The following is a 16,161-nucleotide window of genomic DNA, read 5'->3' as shown; positions in this document are numbered from 1 at the left end:
CTCACAGCGTGAACAGCGCCTCCGCGATCATGATCATGAGATTGGCGAGGAACGGCGGTGTCCCGGTGCTGCCCGCACCGCCGGTGAGGCCGTCGAACAACCGGCCGTCCCCGCCGGGCCCACCCTTGCCGGCGATCCGTTGATCGAAGGCCGCGGCGCCGCCGCCGCTGCCGCCCGCACCGCCGGTGGACAGCAGAGTCGTGGTGTCACCTCCGGCGCCGCCGTTCCCGCCGCGGGCCAGGCCCACGATGTTGGAGGCGTCGTGCAGGAGGCTGTAGGCCGCCCCGCCGTCGCCGCCGGAGGCGCCGATGAGGCCGGTTCCGTTGCCGCCCCTGCCGCCCTTGCCGCCCTGTGCGATGTTCGGGCCGGTGGTTCCGGTGAACAGCGCCACCGCGTTCAGCACGGCGCTCAGCGGGGCGTATTCGATGTTGATGGCGAGGCCGCCGTCGCCGCCGCGTCCGCCGGAGCCGGACAGGCCGGTGCCGCCGTCACCACCTGCGCCCCCGAAGACGGTTCCGGGCACGTAGGCGCCGCCGAAGAGGGCGCCGGGAGCCGGCGCTCCGAAGTGTCCCAGGCCGATGCTCAGCACCTGACCGCCGTCACCGCCGTCGCCCCCGCTGGACCCGTCGCCGCCGCGACCGCCTGCGCCGCCGCCACCGCTGGCGAATCCGCCGTTGCCGCCGTCGCCACCGGCGCCGCCGCTCCCGCGCGACAGCGAGCCCACGCCGCCCGCACCGCCCTTACCGCCGGCGCCGCCGGTGCCGAACAGGAACGCGTGTCCGCCGTCGCCGCCTCTGCCCCCGGTGGCGCCGGTGATGCCGAGGTTGAGAATCGTCCCGCCGGACGCGCCGTTGCCGCCGTTGCCCCCGTTGCCGATGAAGCCGGCCGCACCGCCTTTGCCGCCGTCCTGCCCGGATCCGGGTGGCGGGGAGTAGCCATCGCCTCCGTCGCCGAACAGCCAGCCGCCGGGCTTACCGTCGGGGCTGTCCGCGGTGCCGTCGGCGCCGTGGCCGATGATCGGCCGGCCTCGCCACAGGTTCGTACCCCAGGCGTTGAAGACCTCTTCGACGGTCAGTTTGACCGGGACGTCGAAGATGCCGATCGGCGCGACGACGGACTGGAACTGGCCGACGAGTTCGAGCAGCACGCCGGGGAGGATGAGCAGGAAGTCGATGTTGCTCGCCATCGGCGCCACGTCGGGCTCCGGCAGTGCGTTGAGCTCGACCGCCTCGGCCGCGGGCGGGCCGGAGCCGGCGGTGAGCGGGACGATCGCCGTGGTGACGAGTGCGCCGGCGTCGTCGGCGAGGGTGCGCAGCGACCTGGGCGACTCGTCGACCAAGGGGTTGCCGGTGGGTACCGAGGTCGCGGTGGTGGGTACCGACGCCGCGGTGCTGCGCGCGGCGGTGACGCTCACGCGGATCTGGGCCGTCGAATCTGGGGCGCTCGTGGCGATGGTGGTGTTCACCCGGGCCGGTCGCGCAGCGGACCTGCCGCGGACGGGTTCGGTCGAGGCTTCGGTGTCGTCGCGATTGTCGTCGCGCTGTAGACGGTTCGCGCCGGCGGATTTACTGGTGGACGTCGAGCCCGTCGAAACCCCGGCACCGTCGGTCGACGCATCCGAGGTGGGTGTGCTGCGGTGCGCCGTGCTCGGGCCGGACTCGCTGCGGGCGGCCGGGCCGGGGTTGCTATCGCCGGCGGCAGGGTTGCCGGATGAGGAGGTGTCCGCGTGGGCGACGGCGGTGCCGTTGGACAGGGACGCGCAGACACCGAGGGCCACCGCGCCTGTTCCGAGCCATACGGCGACGTCACTGTGGCGCTCGGGCGCGCGATGCCGACCGGCTCGCAGCTTTGCTCGGTGCTTTGCTCGGTTTGTCGCGCGATGCTTGGCGCCCACCGGCCGGACTTTACCGGGCTCGACTTACGCAGGTGACAATTTGCGATCTGTTCGTCAAATTCGGCGCGCGGCGGCCGCAAGTGTGCCGCAGGGCGTCACGCCGTCGCGAGCTCCTTGGCCCAGCGGTAATCAGCCTTACCGGCGGGCGAGCGGACGATCTTCGGCGTCCGGATGAACGCCTTCGGGATCTTGTAGCGGGCGATCGCGCGACCACAGGTCTCGACCAGTTCCTCGGCCAGTTCCTCGTCGGAGGCGGTCGTTCCATCGGCGAACTGCACGATGGCGACGACCTCGCTACCCCAGCGTTCCGAGGGTCGGCCGACCACCACCACGTCGTACACCGCCGGATGTGCGGCGATGGCGCGCTCCACCTCCTCGACGAAGATCTTCTCGCCGCCGGAGTTGACGGTCACGGAGTCGCGGCCCAGCAACTCGATCCGGCCGTCGGGGAGGACGTTGGCCCGGTCGCCGGGAACCGACCAGCGCACCCCGTCGATGGTGGGGAACGTCTTGGCGCTCTTGGCTTCGTCGTTCAGGTAGCCCAGCGGGATCAGGTCGCGCCGCGCCAGCCACCCCGGTCCCTCGCCGGGGCCGAGCACCCGGCTGAAGTCGGCGGCCACCACCGCGGTGTCGCTCTGCGGGGTGAACGTCGCCGCCTGCACCTCCGCGCCGGCGCTGGCGTAGGTGCTCATCTGGGCGCCGGACTCCGACGAGCCCACCGCGTCGAGCACCATGACGTGCGGCAGCGCGGTGAGGATCCGCTCCCGCACCGTCGGCGACAGCGGCGCACCGCCGTTGGTGACGGTGAACAATCCGGACAGGTCGTGGTCGCCGCGTTCCATCTCCTCGACCAGAGGACGCGCCACGGCGTCGCCCACCATCGGGATGCTCAGCACCCGCTCCCGGGCGGCGACCCGCAACGCGTCGGCGGGGTCGAGCCGGTCGACCGAGTCCGGGATCACGACCTTGCCGCCCATGGTGACGGCGTTGTACGCCGCCCACTGTGCGGCGCCGTGCATCAGCGGCGGGATCATCAGCAGGCCCATCGCGCCGCCGCCGGCGACCGCCCGCTCGGCGAGCTCCTCGTAGGACTGCAGAAAGGTGTCGCTGCCGAAAGGCCGGCCGCCCATCGACGACAGGAAGATGTCGTGCTGTCGCCACAGCACGCCCTTGGGCATCCCGGTGGTGCCGCCGGTGTAGAGGATGTACAGATCGTCGGGCGAAGGGGTGGGCATACCGCCCGCCGGTGCCGCGGCCGTCACCACCGATTCGTAGGCGACCGCGCCCGGCAGCAGCGGGTGCCCGGAGCCGTCGTAGACCTGGATCAGGATCTCGAGGTGCGGCAGCTGATCGCGCACCGCCGCGACCTGCGGGGCGAACTCGGCGCCGTAGACCAGGGCCCGGGCCCGCGCGTCGGTGAGCAGGTACACCAGTTCTTCACCGACGTAGCGGTAGTTGACGTTGAACGGCGCGACTCGGGCCCGGTACGCCCCGACCATCGCCTCGAGGTACTCGTTGCCGTTGCGCAGGTAGATCCCGAGATGGTCCTGACCCGACTCGTGTCCCGCCAGCGCCGACCGCTCGGTGTGGCAGCCCAGCCCCAGCGATACGAGGTGATGGGCGACGCCGTCGATCCGCGCGTTCATGTCGGCGTAGCTCAGCCGCCTGTCCCGCCACACCAGAAACGGTTGATCGGGCACCGCCCGGGCGACGGTAGAGAACACCGTCGAGAGGTTGAATTCCACGCCACCGCTCGTCATGCGCACGACCATACATCGGTCATTCGTGCGTATGGTCGACTCAGGCGGGGAACAGGCCGTTTCCGGTGAGCACCGTCGGCTGCCAGCCCTGGGCCCCGACGCACAGCAGCGGCCTACCGTCCGGCGCCTGGGCCGTCGACTGCGGATTGGGGCACGGCGCGCCGATGTCCTGGACGCCGTACAGCTGATAGGTCGCCGTCCAGAACCCGGTGTACACCGGCGGCCACTGATTAGGAATCCACTTGCACTGCAACGGTTCCCCGCCGCGGCCACGGCCGAAGACGTTGCGGTCCCAGCTGTGGCAGGGGCCGCCGAGGCGGGCGTCGTAGCTCATTCCGGGAACGTCGGTGGGATAGCGGCCCGGACCGTCGTCGTAATCGTTGGACGGATCGGCGACAGCGCCCGGCGCAAGACCGACGGCGGCAGCGGTGATCGCCGCGACGACGAGGAATTCGCGAACCATGCAGGGAAGGGTAGTCCCTGGGCGAACACGCGCGTCCGGTTTCGAGCCGCTACTCGTCGGTGCCCGGCGGTGTGGCGGCGTCGAGCACGCTGACCGCGATGCCGTACGGCAGGAAGCGCACCCTGCGCTTCGGGTCGGTGTTGTTCTTGTTCGCGCGCAACGCGTCGAGTTCGGTCGGATACACCTGCTCGATGTGCGCGCCGCCGTCGTCGTCGACGGTGTAGATCGTCCACACGCCGTCGCCGGTCTCCCCGGTCGTCTCCGGTTCGGTGCGGGGCCGGGAGAGGCGGCCGATCTCATCGATCAGCGCACCCCAGCCCGCCCGTTCGCCCGACGTCGCGAAGAGCCGGCCGACCCCCTCGAGTGCTTCGCGCGCCACCCGGTCGAGGTCCTCCGGGTCAAAGCCGAAAGGTCCGTTGTTGCTCATACATCCACGGTACTCATCGTGCGGGTGATCGCCCTGACGAACTGCCCACGGGGATAATGGCTGACCTATGAGCTTCACACGTGCCGAACTGCTCGCCGCCGTCGACCGTTCGCCGGAGCTGGTGGCCGCGAAGGACCGGGCCGGCTGGGTGGGCCTCTACACCCTCGACGCGCAGATCGAGGACCCGGTCGGGTCCCGGCCGCACCGCGGCCCGGCCGAGATCGACCGCTTCTACGCGACCTTCATCGCGCCCCGGGACATCACGTTCCACCCCCGAGCCGATCTGGTGGCCGACGACACCGTCATCCGCGACCTGGAGCTCGAGGTGCGAATGTCCGGTGCGGTGACGATGCGGATTCCCGCCGTGCTTCGGTACGACCTCGCCCAGGCCGGCACCGAAGTCAAGATCACCCGGCTGCAGGCCTTCTGGGAGCTGCCGCTGATGGTCGGCCAGTTCCTGCGGGCCGGGCCTGCCGCCCTCCCGGTGGGCGCCGCCCTGACGACGGCGCTGCTGCGCAATCAGGGCGTGACGGGTACCGGCGGATTCCTCGCCGGCTTCCGCGGTGCCGGCAGGTCAGGACGTCGGGAGTTCACCCGGTTCCTCACCGACGCCCGCGACGGGGACGAGGTGGCGGTGCGCCGCCGGCTGGCCCGGGGCGCGCGGATCACCCGCGGTGAGATCCAGCCGATGTCCGGCGCCGAGCTCCTCGGCCGGCTGGCCGACGCCGAGTGGCACAAGGTGATCGTCGCCGGGCGGCACGTCGTCGCTGGCCTTCAGTCCGCGGCTGGAGCCGCCGTCCTCATCGCCGACGTCGAGAAGAACCCCTTCGCGATCACCAGGATCCGGTGGTTCGACGAGTCCGCCGCCGGGTAGTACGTCCGGATGAGCAGCCCCAGCGATGAAGAGAACAAGAGCGAAGCGGATGTCCAGGAGGACAGCAAGGTCGCCTCGTCGCGCGCCGGTAAGGAGGGCGACGACGGGGAGGACGGCACCTACGTGGGCCGCACCTTCTCCGACGACGCCATGGACGATGAGCAGACCGGCGCGGAAGCCCGCGCCCAGCAGGGCGGTAACTGACCGGGTTGCGGTGAGGTTGCGCCGTGCGACCGCGCCGGCGTGAGACGGTATGACGACCATGCCTGATCACCAGTACATGACCTACGAGGACTTCGGCCGGAGGTTCTTCGAGGTCGCCGTGACCGAGGAGCGCGTCGGCGAGGCCATTGGGCAGATCGCCGGTGACGCCTTCGAGATGGGGCCGATGGGCCAGGGACCCGGCGGTCTGGCGAAGGTGACTGCCCACGTGAAGGTGCAGACGCCGCGCGTGAAACGCCATGTCGGCGAGATGATCACCTTCTCGATCCGGATTCCGCTCGAGATCGACATGGTCGTCGACCTGCGCATCGACAAGCCGCGGTTCGTGGTGTTCGGCGAGATCTCGCTGCGAGCCTCCGCGCTGGCGGCCGAACCGCTGCTGCTGATCCTCGACGTCAAGAAGCCACGGCCCAGCGACATCTCGATCCACGTCACCTCCAAGACGCTGCGCGCCGAGGTGGTGCGCATCATCGGCAACATCGACTCCGAGATCAAACGCTTCATCGCCATGCACGTCGCCGGCGAGATCGACAGCCCGGAATCGCAGCAGGCCAAGGTGATCCCGGTCGGCGACATGATCGACGAGAGTTGGAACGGGCTGTAACCGGTCCGGTCGCGCTATCGGGCGAAGGGGCCGGTGAGGGCCTCGGCCACGATCTCGTACGCGACGTTCTCCTCCGGATGCACACCGGGAAAGAAATAGAACCCGTGCGGCATGCCCGCCGGGAAGTAGTCGACGACGACACCGCCCGCGGCACGAATGCGCTCGGCGAACGCCCGGGCCGAATCGACGATCGGATCGTGACTGCCTGCGGCGATGACGGTGAGGGGATAACCGGTCAGATCGCCCTCGATGGGGCTGACCCAGGGATGATCCCGTTCATCGGCAACGCCGGGTCATCTGCAGCGACATAGCTCAGACCGTCGATCGTGACGGGTGTGATGACGTCGACCGAGCCGGCGGGAACAGATCTCAGGGCGGCGGGGATCACGTGGCGAATCCTACGGACGGTGAGGGGTTCGGCGGCCAGTGCGCGGGTAGCCAAGGGGTGGACGTCTTTGTAAGGGTGAGAGGAGAGCATTCGCATGCCGAACGAACTGCAGGGCCGCAGGGTCGCCGTGCTGGCGGCCGACGGGGTCGAGAAGATCGAACTCGAGCAGCCACGCACGGTGATCGAGGAGGCCGGCGGCACGGTCGACGTGCTGTCCGTCTCCGACGGCAAGATCCAGGCCATGAACCACGACCTCGAACCCGCGGGTGAGATCCCCGTGGACCGCAAGGTCTCCGACGCCACCGTCGACGAGTACGACGGTCTCGTGCTGCCGGGCGGCACCGTGAACCCGGACAAACTGCGCCTCGAGGAGGCCGCGGTGGCGTTCGTCCGCGACTTCGTGCAGTCGGGTAAACCGGTAGCCGCGATCTGCCACGGGCCGTGGACGCTCGTCGAGGCCGACGTCGTCCGGGACCGAACGGTGACGTCGTATCCAAGTATCCGCACCGATCTGCGCAACGCCGGCGCCACCGTCGTCGACCAGCAGGTGTGCATCGACGGCAACCTGATCACCAGCCGGTCCCCAAAGGACCTGCCGGCGTTCTGCCAGGCGATCACCGATCAGTTCGCCACCACGCCCGCACACACCTGAGATCAGCGAAATCTGAGCTGCGACAGAAACTGTTCGATCCGGGTGCGCGGCATCGCGAGCTGCCACGACGGCAGCGTCGCGGTCACCGCCACCACATCCGGGGCGAATTCGATACGGGTCAGCTCCAGACCGCTCGGCAATTCCGGAAGCGGCACGCGGTAGGCCGGCGTGCGCGCCGGCAGCTCCCAGCGTCGGCGGCCCATCGTGACCGCACGCGGGTGCAGGCACAGCGTGGCCCCGTCGAGGCGCGCGTCGACCTCCAGGTCGCCGAGCCCGGGGCGGCGGGCCCACCGCAGCCGCGCCACCGCATCGGCGCCCACCTCGCCGGCCAATCGCGGTGCAGCCCAACGGAACACCTCGAGCAACGCGTCGGCGTGCACATGCACGGTGGCCTCGACGGGCGCCGCGGACAGCGCCGGAGCGGTGGTCGGACGCAGCTGCAGATCGCGGAACACCACATCGGCGCGCTCGAATCTGCTGTCGTTCCACTCGATGTCGCGGGCGGTGATCCGCACGTCGCCGAACCGACCCCCCGGCATCTTGCGCAGATCCGGGCGGGGGTCGAATGCGGTGACGGTGGCGCGCAATTCGCCGTCGTCGAGTTGCAGCGTCACCCGGCGGCTGACCACCAGCCGCGGCAGCGTGACGAACAGCGTGCGCAGCACGCCGAGCAACTCCCAGCGATGCTGCGGACCGGGACGCGTCACCCCACCAGCATGGCATCTGCTGCGTAAGCTGGGGCCGATGACGTCTGTGGTGATTGTGGGCAGCGGTTTCACCGGTTTCGAATGTGCGCGCCACCTGGCCCGCAGGCTGCGCCGCCAGGGCGGCGACACCGTCGACATCACGATCATCTCCCCGGTCGACTACATGCTCTACACCCCGCTGCTGCCCGACGTGGCCGGCGGCCTGGTGGACGCCCGCTTCGTGACCATTCCGCTGGCGAACTCCCTGCGCGGGGTGGACGCGATCCGCGGTCGCGTCGACAGCGTCGACTTCGAGGCCAAGACGCTGACATTCGTCGATCCCGAGGACCGCACCCACACCCGGTCCTGGGACCGCCTCGTGCTGACCCCCGGATCGGTGACCAAGCTGTTCGACGTGCCGGGCCTCGCCGAACACGCCAGGGGGCTCAAATCCACCGCCGAGGCGCTGTACCTGCGCGACCACGTGCTCGAACAGCTCGAACTGGCCAAGATCGACGCCGACCCGGCGCTGATCGCGGCGCGGCGCACGATCGTCGTGGTCGGCGCGTCCTATTCGGGCACGGAGCTCGCGCTGCAACTGCGGGCGCTCGCCGACGCCGCGGGCAAGCAGATGGGCTTCGACCCGGCGGCCGTGCGATTCGTCCTGCTCGACCTCGCCGAACAGGTGATGCCGGAAGTGGGGGAGAAGCTCGGCGACGCCGCCCAGGGAGTGCTGCGCGCCCGCGGCGTCGACGTCCGATTGGGCGTCACGCTCAAGGAGGTCCACCCCGACCACGTCGTGCTGACCGACGATTCGCGGATCGACACCCGCACCGTGGCCTGGGTGACCGGGGTGACCGGCGCACCCCTGATCGAGCAGTTGGGCCTGCCGACCGAGCGCGGCCGGCTGAAGGTGGACGCAGATCTGCAACTGCCCGGACACCCGGACGTCTTCGCCGGTGGGGACGCCGCCGCAGTACCCGACCTCACCGACCCCGGCGCCATCACCCCGCCCACCGCCCAGCACGCCACCCGACAGGGAAAGGTGTTGGCGCGCAACGTCGCCGCGAGTCTGGGTTACGGCACCAAGAAGCTCTACAAACATCGCAACATGGGCCTGGTCGTGGACCTCGGGCCCCGCAATGCGGTGGCCAATCCGCTGGGCGTTCAGCTGGCCGGTTTCCCGGCCAAGGCCGTGACGCGGGCCTACCACCTCTACGCCATCCCGCGACTGGTCAACCGTTGGGCGGTGTCGCTGGCCTATCTGACCGATGTGTTCTTCGCCCGGTCGGTCGTGTCGATCGGACTGTCCTCGGCCGACGACGCGCAGTTCTCGGCCAGCGAGGGCATCCCCATGCCGAAACCGGACTGATTAGCCGCCGGCGGATGGGGAACTTGTAGAGCATGGCTACCTACCGCGTGTTGAATCCCAAGGGCGACGTCGTCGAGACCACGGACATCGAGAGCGCCGACGACGCGCACGCCTGGTTCGTCGACCAGGTCCCCGGTGCCGAGTTGGGCTGGCGGATGGAGGTCCAGGTCGAGGGCGACCGGTGGGACTTCGTCGACGACAGCGAGGGCGACCGCTCGTACTAGCCTGCGGGGGTGCCGAAACTCAGCGCCGGAGTGCTGCTGTACCGGATCAGCGACGGCGTCGTGGAGGTCCTGATCGGACATCCGGGCGGACCGTTCTGGGCCAGGAAGGATGAGGGCGCCTGGTCGATCCCCAAGGGCGAGTACGCCGACGACGAGGACCCCTGGGTGGCGGCGCAACGCGAATTCGCCGAGGAACTCGGTAAACCGCTTCCGGCCGGGCACGCGGATCCACTGCCCCCGGTGCGGCAGTCCGGTGGAAAGGTGGTGACGGTATTCGCCGTGTGCGGGGAACTCGACCTCGACGGCACCGTCAGCAACACGTTCACGCTGGAATGGCCGAAGGGTTCGGGCGTGGTGCGCGAGTACCCGGAGTTGGACCGGACCGCGTGGCTGCCCGTTGCGGTGGCGCGGATCAAACTGCTGAAGGGTCAGCGCCCGTTGCTCGACGACCTCATGGCGCTTCCCGCCCTGGCCGGTCTCTCGGAAGGTGTTGTCGTACACGGCGGGTCGGACGCGTCTCGATAGCGTTGACCGTCAGAGCGCGACCGTGGATCCGCCACCCCGACGGCAGGCGCCGGTATTCGTCGTCGTAGCGCAGATGCCACACCAGATCGGTGGCCGCTCCGCCGGTGACCGTCCAGTGGTGGGCGATGCAGGTGATGCGGCCGAGGGCATAGGCCGGGTCACCCGTTGCGGCGTACACCTCGCCGACGATCGCGTGCTCGGTGCGCGTGACATCCGACAGCGCCCCCATCGCCGCGCGGACGCCGGCGTGGCCCTGCAGGACGCGAACCGCGTCGAGCGCGCGGGGCGGATCGGGCAGCCGCAGTTCTGCGGTCTCGGTGAAAAGCTGTGTCACATCGCCGAATCGGCGATCATCGACTGCGGCGGCGTAGAGGTGCACGAGGTCGGTCAGCGCCAGCCGATCGCCCGGCGGGATGCTCACGTGATCAGACCCAGCCGCTGTGCGCAGGCCGAGAGCGCGTCGGTGGCCTCGCCGATGTCGGTCATCGGCGGCATGGCCAGGACCGCGCGATCCGCGCCGAGCTCACCGAGGCGCTCGGCCCGTGCGGTGTCGATCTTGGTGACCGCGTGCCCGAGTGACAGTTCCAGCGCATCCGGATCGCGGCCCGCCCGCTCGGCGGCTTCCCGCATCTCGGCGACGAGGCCGGCGAGTTCTGCACCCGAGACCCCCAGCGGCTGGAAGCCGTCACCGAAGCGGCCCGCCCGGCGGGCGGCGGCACGGCTGTGGCCGCCGATGTGAATCGGGATGCGGCCGACCGGTTTCGGATACGAGGCCGCGTGGTCGAAGTCGAAGGACTCGCCGTGAAACGAGACACCGCACGACACCCCGTCCCCGGGCGGGCGCTCCCACAGCGCCCGGAGCACCTGCAGCTGCTCGTCGGCGCGCCGACCGCGGGTGGCGAAATCGGTTCCGCAGGCCGCGATCTCCTCGGCCAGCCAGCCGGTCCCGACGGCCAGCCGCACCCGCCCACCCGACAGGACGTCCACCGTCGCCACCCGCTTGGCCAGCACCACCGGATGGTGGTTGGGCAGCACCAGCACACCGGTCGCCAGCCCCAGCCGATCGGTGTGGGCGGCGAGGAACGCCAACAGATCCAGCGGGTCGGGCACCGGGGTCTCGGCCGACAGCTCGACCCGCCCGGAGGCGTCGTAGGGGTAGACGCTGTCATAGCGCGTCATCAACACGGTGTGCTCGACGACGACAAGGGATTCGAAGTGGCAGGCCTCGAGGTGGCGGGTGAAGGACGCCATCCACACCGGATCGGCGGTGACGCCGGCGCCGACCGGGGCGACGACGGCGAACTTCACGGGGCGGCCAGCCCGTCGGCGTCGCGGATCGCCTCGCGGCATTCGCGCCGGGTCATCTCGGTCTGCTGCATGCACACGCGCACCGGGCTCTCCCGCTCCGGCGGAAGGATCTCGTCGTCAGGCGCCGGTGTCACCGTCGGGTCGGGGATCTCACCGGGCGTCAGCGACCAGATCGCCGCACCCGTGGACTGCAGCGTCCCGCAGTAGGCCGTGGTCCCGTCGGCGGTGGTCGAGGTGGCGCCGACGGGCGTGCAGGTGCTGCCGACGACCACGTCGGCGGCCGGTGCTGCCGACGGGGGTGCGGTGGTCGCCGTGGCGGTCTCGGTCTCGGTGACGGTGTCGGTGGTGACCGGCGGCGGTGCGGGAATCCCAGCGGTCGTCTGCGTCGTGGCGGTGGTGGTGGTGACCGGCGTTCTCGCCGTTGCGGTCTCGTCGTCGGCACGCTGGAATTCGGTGACCGCGACGATGACGGCGACCACGAGCAGCACCGCGAGCACCGCAGGCACCAGCACGGCCGGGCGCATCAGGCCGCGCTTCCGGGTGGCGGCCGCGGCCGCGGGCAGCGCCAACCGGGTGCCCTCGGTGTCGTCACCACCGAGGTGGTGCTCCAGTGCCCGGGCGAAGTCGGCGCAGCTGGGGAATCGGTCGGCCGGATTCTTGGCCAACGCACGGGTGAACACCGCGTCGGCGCCGGCCAGATCGGCACGATGGGCGCCCGGCGCGGGTGGCGCGGCCGAGAGATGTCTGCTGATCACCACCGCCGGATTGGTGTCGGTGAACGGCGGCCTGCCGGTGAGCAGATGAAAAGCGGTGCCCGCCAGGGCGTACTGGTCGGCGCGGCCGTCGAGATGGCCGCCCATCAACTGTTCGGGCGCGGCGTAGGACACCGTCCCGACGGTCATGTTGGTCTCGGTGAGACCACTGATGTCGTTGACCCACCGGGCGATACCGAAGTCGGCCAACGCGATCCGGCCCTCACCCCGTTCGGGGCGGCCCAGCAGGATGTTGGCGGGTTTGACGTCGCGGTGCAGCAGGTCGCGCTGGTGGGCGTAATCGAGGGCGTCGGCCACCGCGCGCACGATGGCGAGCACCTCGGCCGGTGGCATGCCCTGCGGGTGGCGCTCCCGCAGTTGCCTGGCGGCGTCGGTGCCGTCGACGTAGTCCATCGAAATCCACAGCTGACCGTCGAACTCGCCGCGGTCGTGCACCCCGACGATGTGCGGATGCCACAACGTGGCCGCGATATCGGCTTCGCGATTGAACCGCTCTCGGTACGCGGCATCCGCTGATACGGTCGCGGGCAGCACCTTCAGTGCGTCCTGCCGGGGGAGACGCGGATGCTGGACGAGGTACACCTCGCCCATGCCGCCCGAACCCAGCTGTCGTACGACGGTGTAACCCGCGAACGTCGCCCCCTCGGCCAACGGCATGGCGCGATAGTACCGACCGGCGTTCGACATGAGCAGAAAGGCGGATCGGTGGCAACGGTTCACGTGGGCGGCCAACAGCTGGCCGGCACCTTCACCAACCATTTCCTGGCCCACCTGCAGGCCGCCGTGGTCGCCCGGTTCGGCGCGGGTAAGGGCTTCTTCCTCACCACGAGCGAGCCGGGCCCCGACGGCGCGGAGTCCACCGTCAGCCACTGGCTGCATCCGGCGCTGGCGGTCAGCTTCTCCTTCGACGTCCTCGACGGCGACGGCGCCCGGATAGCGCCGGTGACGCTGGACAGCACGGAGATCGAGGAGATCACCGCAGCGATGGACACCCCGAACGGTGTGCGCGGCAGTGATGGCCTGTGGTGGCCGTTCGCCGAGCACGCGTAGCGGTTAGAGGTCCAGCGTCAGGCGGTCTCCGACCGCCGCTCGCGAGACGCAGGTCAACATCATTCCCGCCGCGCGTTCCGGTTCGGTGAGCAGCGTGTCGCGGTGCTCGACCACCCCGTCGAGCACCCGAGTGCGGCAGGTGCCGCAGAAGCCCTGCTGACACGAATACGGGGTGTCCACGCCCGCGCGGCGCAGCGCCGCGAGCAGGGTTTCGTCGCTGCCGACAGGGATGTCGACGCCGGTGGAAGCGACGGCAACGGTGAACGGCGACCCGTCGACGACCGGGGGCGAGGCGAACCGCTCGAAGTGCAGTTCGACGCCGGTGCGGCCCGACAGCGCGTCGCGCACCACGGTCAACATAGGCGCCGGACCGCACGCGTAGACGCACGTCCCATCGAGCTGGTCACCCAGGAGTTCCCGGGGCGTCGGCACGCCGTCGGTATCGTCGGTCCGGACCGTCACCCGGTCACCGAACCCGGCGATCTCGTCGAGGAACGGCAGACTGTCGCGGGAGCGCCCGGTGTAGACCATCGACCACCGCACCCCGCGCGCCTGCGCGACCGCCAGCATCGGCAGGATCGGCGTGATGCCGATGCCGCCTGCCACGAATCGCAGGCGGCGGCCCGGGGATCCGTAGCCGGGCACGGCGAGCGGAAAGGCGTTGCGCGGTCCGTGGGTCCGCACCGTGGCGCCGACCGGCAGCCCATCGTGCACCTCGACCGAACCGCCGCCGCCACCGGGGATCCGGCGTACCGCGATGCGGTAACCGGGCGCCGCCGGCTCACCGCACAGCGAGTACTGCCTGATGAGACCGCTGGGCAGATGCACGTCGAGGTGCGCGCCTGGATACCAGCGCGGCAATGGCGTTCCGTCAGCGGCGACCAGGGTCAGCGCAACCACGTCCTCGTCGCGGGCCACGACAGTGCGATCGGTGACCGTCAGGGGGATCAGGGTTTCCCTTGCCTCGGGCGGAGTGACCTTGCGGACCTGCCCGGATAGTGCGAACAGCGCCGACAGCGTGGCCTCGGCGAATCCCAGCGACACATCGTGGCGCTGTCGTCCGGACGCGCTTGGCGGCATCTGCCGGAACCGCGACAGCAGCGCCATCTACAGGTGCGCGGCCCGCGCCGCGGGGGAGCCGGCCAAATAGGACACGGCCTGTGCCGTCGACCCCATCTGTTCCGGGGTGAAGCCGGGACGGAAGTACATGAAGGTGTTGCCACCGAACAACTTCCGATACCTGGGCAGCAGGCCCAGCGCGGAGTCGCGCATCCGCAGCCGGTTGAAACGCCACCACCCGATGTCGGTGTTCGGATCGTGTTTCACGAGGTACCACGCCGCCCGCTGAAAGAACACGAAGATCATCACCACCGCGACCGACATCGCGCGGATGCGGTCGAGGTAGCTGTCGTGGAAATAGACCGCCACGTCGTGCGCGACGCTGCGGTGCTCCACCTCCTCGCTGCCGTGCCAGCGGAACAGGTCGGCCATCGTCGGGTCGGCCCCGTACTCGTCCCACGTGCAGTTGAGCGCGAAGTCGCCCATCACCGCGGTGTAGTGCTCGATGGCGGCGATCAGCCACAGCCGGTCACATAGGTGGTTGAGCCGGCGCTCGGGATCGTCGGAGGTACTCGGTGCGAGCATCCTGGTGAAGACGTACTCGATCTGGTCGAGCACCGGGGCGGGGTCGATGCCGTGCGTTTCGAGGTAGGAGCGCAGGACGTGCTCGTGGACGTCGGCGTGGGTGGCCTCCTGGCCGATGAACCCACGCATGTCGTCGGCCAGCTGGGGGTCCTGCACCAGCGGCAGGGCCTCGTTGAACGTGTCGACGAACCAGCGTTCGGCCGCCGGCAGCACGATGTTGAGCAGGCTGACGACGTTCGACGCGACGGGGTGGCCGGGGATCCAATGAAGGTTCACGTCACCGACGTCGAAGGCCACTCGACGGGCCTGGATCTGCACCGGGCCGGGATCAATCTCCGGGGAGAGACGTCGCAGTTGCGCCATGCCCGGAGTATAGGACGGTAGGTGGGACCGCGGGTTTCGGTCGGCGGCCCGGCGGCAATACGCCCTGCCATGGCCGGGATCAACGACGTTCTCGAATGGGCGAAGCACCAGGTGTCGTCCAGGGTGCCGAAGGCGGATCTGGACCAGCGCGACTCCGACTACATCCTGGAGCAGCTACCGGGCACGTGGCTGTTGGCCTCGCTGTACTTCCGGGCCGACGTCCGGGGACTGGACCGCATCCCCAAGGAGGGTCCGGTGCTGCTGGTCGGCAACCACAGCGGCGGCAACCTCCCGCCCGATACGTTCGTGTTCACGCTGGCGTTCTGCTCGTACTTCGGCGTCGAGCGGCCGTTCTACCAACTCGCCCACAACCTCGTGGTCTCCGCGCCCGGTCTGGGCTGGCTGCGCAAGTTCGGCACCGTCGCGGCCAATCACGAGAACGCCACGCTCGCACTGAAATCCGGCGCCGCGCTGCTGGTGTATCCCGGTGGCGACTACGAGGTGTTCCGGCCGTCGTGGGAGCGGCACCGCGTCGACTTCGGCGGTCGCAAGGGGTACGTGAAGCTGGCCCGCGAGGCGGGGGTGCCGATCGTGCCGGTGGCCAGTGTCGGGGGTCAGGAGGCCGCGCTGTTCCTCGACCGGGGTCAGTGGCTGGCCAAGCTGTTGATGGTGGACAAGCTCGCGCGGCTCAAGAGCATGCCGATCCTGCTGGCGCCGCCCTGGGGTCTGGTGGTCAGCGATTTCATCCCACGGCTGCCGCTCCCGACGAAGATCGTCATCGAGGTGCAGGAGCCGATCGACCCCTCCGAGATCGCCGACGCCGATGACGGGACGATCAACGACCGCGTGGTGGCCAGCCTGCAGGACGGGGTGGACCGGCTGGCCGCCGAACGACGTTTCCCGGTGGTGGGCTGATGAGCGCTTGCGCGAAG

Annotated in this window: 19 protein-coding genes and 1 pseudogene; 9 read left to right on the top strand and 11 right to left on the bottom strand. The window is 69.9% G+C overall.

Annotation, left to right across the window (positions count from 1 at the left end):
• Position 1 precedes the first annotated feature (1 nt).
• The 4 genes from A5757_RS23995 to A5757_RS22410 form a co-directional block, all read right to left on the bottom strand.
• Entirely contained in the window at positions 2-1,777 is a 1,776-nt protein-coding gene (locus A5757_RS23995) for a PGRS repeat-containing protein (protein WP_066839101.1), read from the bottom strand.
• A gap of 212 nt (positions 1,778-1,989) precedes the next feature.
• Positions 1,990-3,666, bottom strand: a complete 1,677-nt coding sequence (locus A5757_RS22420) for an acyl-CoA synthetase (protein WP_066839099.1) — start codon at positions 3,664-3,666, stop codon at positions 1,990-1,992.
• 28 nt (positions 3,667-3,694) lie between these two features.
• A complete protein-coding gene (locus tag A5757_RS22415; RefSeq protein ID WP_066839097.1) occupies positions 3,695-4,117 on the bottom strand; it encodes a hypothetical protein in 423 nt (140 codons plus the stop codon).
• Positions 4,118-4,166: 49 nt separating this feature from the next.
• On the bottom strand, positions 4,167-4,544 hold the full coding sequence (locus A5757_RS22410) for a hypothetical protein (protein WP_066839094.1): 378 nt from the start codon (positions 4,542-4,544) through the stop codon (positions 4,167-4,169).
• A 67-nt stretch (positions 4,545-4,611) separates the two neighbouring features.
• On the opposite strand from A5757_RS22410, the gene A5757_RS22405 reads away from it, so the two are divergent.
• Genes A5757_RS22405 through A5757_RS22395 form a run of 3 tightly spaced genes read left to right on the top strand, consistent with a single transcriptional unit; the run spans position 4,612 to position 6,244 of the window.
• Complete coding sequence (locus tag A5757_RS22405; RefSeq protein ID WP_066839092.1) at positions 4,612-5,418, top strand: nuclear transport factor 2 family protein; 807 nt, start codon at positions 4,612-4,614, stop codon at positions 5,416-5,418.
• A gap of 9 nt (positions 5,419-5,427) precedes the next feature.
• The gene (locus A5757_RS22400; RefSeq protein ID WP_066839090.1) at positions 5,428-5,622 is read left to right on the top strand and encodes a hypothetical protein; all 195 of its coding nucleotides are present in this window, start codon (positions 5,428-5,430) and stop codon (positions 5,620-5,622) included.
• 58 nt (positions 5,623-5,680) lie between these two features.
• On the top strand, positions 5,681-6,244 hold the full coding sequence (locus tag A5757_RS22395; protein WP_197497423.1) for a hypothetical protein: 564 nt from the start codon (positions 5,681-5,683) through the stop codon (positions 6,242-6,244).
• Positions 6,245-6,258: 14 nt separating this feature from the next.
• On the opposite strand, the pseudogene A5757_RS23915 reads toward A5757_RS22395, so the two are convergent.
• Positions 6,259-6,513: pseudogene (locus A5757_RS23915) on the bottom strand (alpha/beta hydrolase); the annotation flags it as partial.
• Between the two features lie 213 nt (positions 6,514-6,726).
• Between A5757_RS23915 and A5757_RS22385 the strand changes: the two are divergent.
• Complete coding sequence (locus A5757_RS22385) at positions 6,727-7,284, top strand: type 1 glutamine amidotransferase domain-containing protein (protein ID WP_066839080.1); 558 nt, start codon at positions 6,727-6,729, stop codon at positions 7,282-7,284.
• 2 nt (positions 7,285-7,286) lie between these two features.
• Here A5757_RS22385 and A5757_RS22380 read toward each other — a convergent pair whose 3' ends face one another.
• Positions 7,287-7,991 carry an LmeA family phospholipid-binding protein gene (locus A5757_RS22380; RefSeq protein WP_082929623.1) on the bottom strand — a complete coding sequence of 235 codons (705 nt, stop codon included), beginning with the start codon at positions 7,989-7,991 and terminating at the stop codon, positions 7,287-7,289.
• Positions 7,992-8,028: 37 nt separating this feature from the next.
• On the opposite strand from A5757_RS22380, the gene A5757_RS22375 reads away from it, so the two are divergent.
• The 3 genes from A5757_RS22375 to A5757_RS22365 are packed head-to-tail and all read left to right on the top strand — an operon-like array spanning position 8,029 to position 10,091.
• Positions 8,029-9,342, top strand: a complete 1,314-nt coding sequence (locus A5757_RS22375) for an NAD(P)/FAD-dependent oxidoreductase (protein WP_066839078.1) — start codon at positions 8,029-8,031, stop codon at positions 9,340-9,342.
• Positions 9,343-9,374: 32 nt separating this feature from the next.
• The gene (locus tag A5757_RS22370) at positions 9,375-9,566 is read left to right on the top strand and encodes a hypothetical protein (protein WP_066839077.1); all 192 of its coding nucleotides are present in this window, start codon (positions 9,375-9,377) and stop codon (positions 9,564-9,566) included.
• A gap of 9 nt (positions 9,567-9,575) precedes the next feature.
• On the top strand, positions 9,576-10,091 hold the full coding sequence (locus A5757_RS22365) for an NUDIX domain-containing protein (protein WP_066839074.1): 516 nt from the start codon (positions 9,576-9,578) through the stop codon (positions 10,089-10,091).
• Here the strand turns inward: A5757_RS22365 and A5757_RS22360 are convergent.
• From A5757_RS22360 to A5757_RS22350, 3 genes are read right to left on the bottom strand one after another with little or no spacing between them, the layout of a single operon-like run.
• Positions 10,018-10,512 carry a nuclear transport factor 2 family protein gene (locus A5757_RS22360; protein WP_066839071.1) on the bottom strand — a complete coding sequence of 165 codons (495 nt, stop codon included), beginning with the start codon at positions 10,510-10,512 and terminating at the stop codon, positions 10,018-10,020. The genes A5757_RS22365 and A5757_RS22360 overlap by 74 nt on opposite strands.
• Entirely contained in the window at positions 10,509-11,399 is an 891-nt protein-coding gene (locus A5757_RS22355; RefSeq protein WP_066839069.1) for an LLM class F420-dependent oxidoreductase, read from the bottom strand. The genes A5757_RS22360 and A5757_RS22355 overlap by 4 nt, the downstream gene beginning before the upstream one ends.
• Complete coding sequence (locus A5757_RS22350; protein WP_066839186.1) at positions 11,396-12,829, bottom strand: serine/threonine-protein kinase; 1,434 nt, start codon at positions 12,827-12,829, stop codon at positions 11,396-11,398. The genes A5757_RS22355 and A5757_RS22350 overlap by 4 nt, the downstream gene beginning before the upstream one ends.
• A gap of 48 nt (positions 12,830-12,877) precedes the next feature.
• On the opposite strand from A5757_RS22350, the gene A5757_RS22345 reads away from it, so the two are divergent.
• Complete coding sequence (locus A5757_RS22345) at positions 12,878-13,222, top strand: hypothetical protein (RefSeq protein ID WP_066839067.1); 345 nt, start codon at positions 12,878-12,880, stop codon at positions 13,220-13,222.
• A 3-nt stretch (positions 13,223-13,225) separates the two neighbouring features.
• On the opposite strand, the gene A5757_RS22340 is transcribed toward A5757_RS22345, so the two are convergent.
• A complete protein-coding gene (locus A5757_RS22340; protein ID WP_066839064.1) occupies positions 13,226-14,329 on the bottom strand; it encodes a PDR/VanB family oxidoreductase in 1,104 nt (367 codons plus the stop codon).
• On the bottom strand, positions 14,330-15,229 hold the full coding sequence (locus A5757_RS22335) for a metal-dependent hydrolase (RefSeq protein ID WP_066839061.1): 900 nt from the start codon (positions 15,227-15,229) through the stop codon (positions 14,330-14,332).
• 69 nt (positions 15,230-15,298) lie between these two features.
• On the opposite strand from A5757_RS22335, the gene A5757_RS22330 reads away from it, so the two are divergent.
• Entirely contained in the window at positions 15,299-16,144 is an 846-nt protein-coding gene (locus A5757_RS22330; RefSeq protein WP_066839058.1) for a lysophospholipid acyltransferase family protein, read from the top strand.
• Positions 16,145-16,161: the final 17 nt, after the last annotated feature.

This window comes from Mycobacterium sp. 852013-51886_SCH5428379, from assembly GCF_001665575.1.
Taxonomy (GTDB): domain Bacteria; phylum Actinomycetota; class Actinomycetes; order Mycobacteriales; family Mycobacteriaceae; genus Mycobacterium.
Note: the sequence above shows the minus strand (reverse complement) of the source record. Positions and strands in the feature narration are given on the sequence as shown.

What these genes read in the sequence shown, in the direction of transcription:
- A5757_RS22410 (WP_066839094.1), bottom strand. Translation starts at nt 4,544, where the DNA reads ATGAGCAACAACGGACCTTTCGGCTTTGACCCGGAGGACCTCGACCGG.
- A5757_RS22370 (WP_066839077.1), top strand. Translation starts at nt 9,375, where the DNA reads ATGGCTACCTACCGCGTGTTGAATCCCAAGGGCGACGTCGTCGAGACC.
- A5757_RS22400 (WP_066839090.1), top strand. Translation starts at nt 5,428, where the DNA reads ATGAGCAGCCCCAGCGATGAAGAGAACAAGAGCGAAGCGGATGTCCAG.
- A5757_RS22415 (WP_066839097.1), bottom strand. Translation starts at nt 4,117, where the DNA reads ATGGTTCGCGAATTCCTCGTCGTCGCGGCGATCACCGCTGCCGCCGTC.
- A5757_RS22385 (WP_066839080.1), top strand. Translation starts at nt 6,727, where the DNA reads ATGCCGAACGAACTGCAGGGCCGCAGGGTCGCCGTGCTGGCGGCCGAC.
- A5757_RS22405 (WP_066839092.1), top strand. Translation starts at nt 4,612, where the DNA reads ATGAGCTTCACACGTGCCGAACTGCTCGCCGCCGTCGACCGTTCGCCG.
- A5757_RS22350 (WP_066839186.1), bottom strand. Translation starts at nt 12,829, where the DNA reads ATGCCGTTGGCCGAGGGGGCGACGTTCGCGGGTTACACCGTCGTACGA.
- A5757_RS22395 (WP_197497423.1), top strand. Translation starts at nt 5,681, where the DNA reads ATGCCTGATCACCAGTACATGACCTACGAGGACTTCGGCCGGAGGTTC.
- A5757_RS22340 (WP_066839064.1), bottom strand. Translation starts at nt 14,329, where the DNA reads ATGGCGCTGCTGTCGCGGTTCCGGCAGATGCCGCCAAGCGCGTCCGGA.
- A5757_RS22330 (WP_066839058.1), top strand. Translation starts at nt 15,299, where the DNA reads ATGGCCGGGATCAACGACGTTCTCGAATGGGCGAAGCACCAGGTGTCG.
- A5757_RS22335 (WP_066839061.1), bottom strand. Translation starts at nt 15,229, where the DNA reads ATGGCGCAACTGCGACGTCTCTCCCCGGAGATTGATCCCGGCCCGGTG.
- A5757_RS22420 (WP_066839099.1), bottom strand. Translation starts at nt 3,666, where the DNA reads ATGGTCGTGCGCATGACGAGCGGTGGCGTGGAATTCAACCTCTCGACG.
- A5757_RS22375 (WP_066839078.1), top strand. Translation starts at nt 8,029, where the DNA reads ATGACGTCTGTGGTGATTGTGGGCAGCGGTTTCACCGGTTTCGAATGT.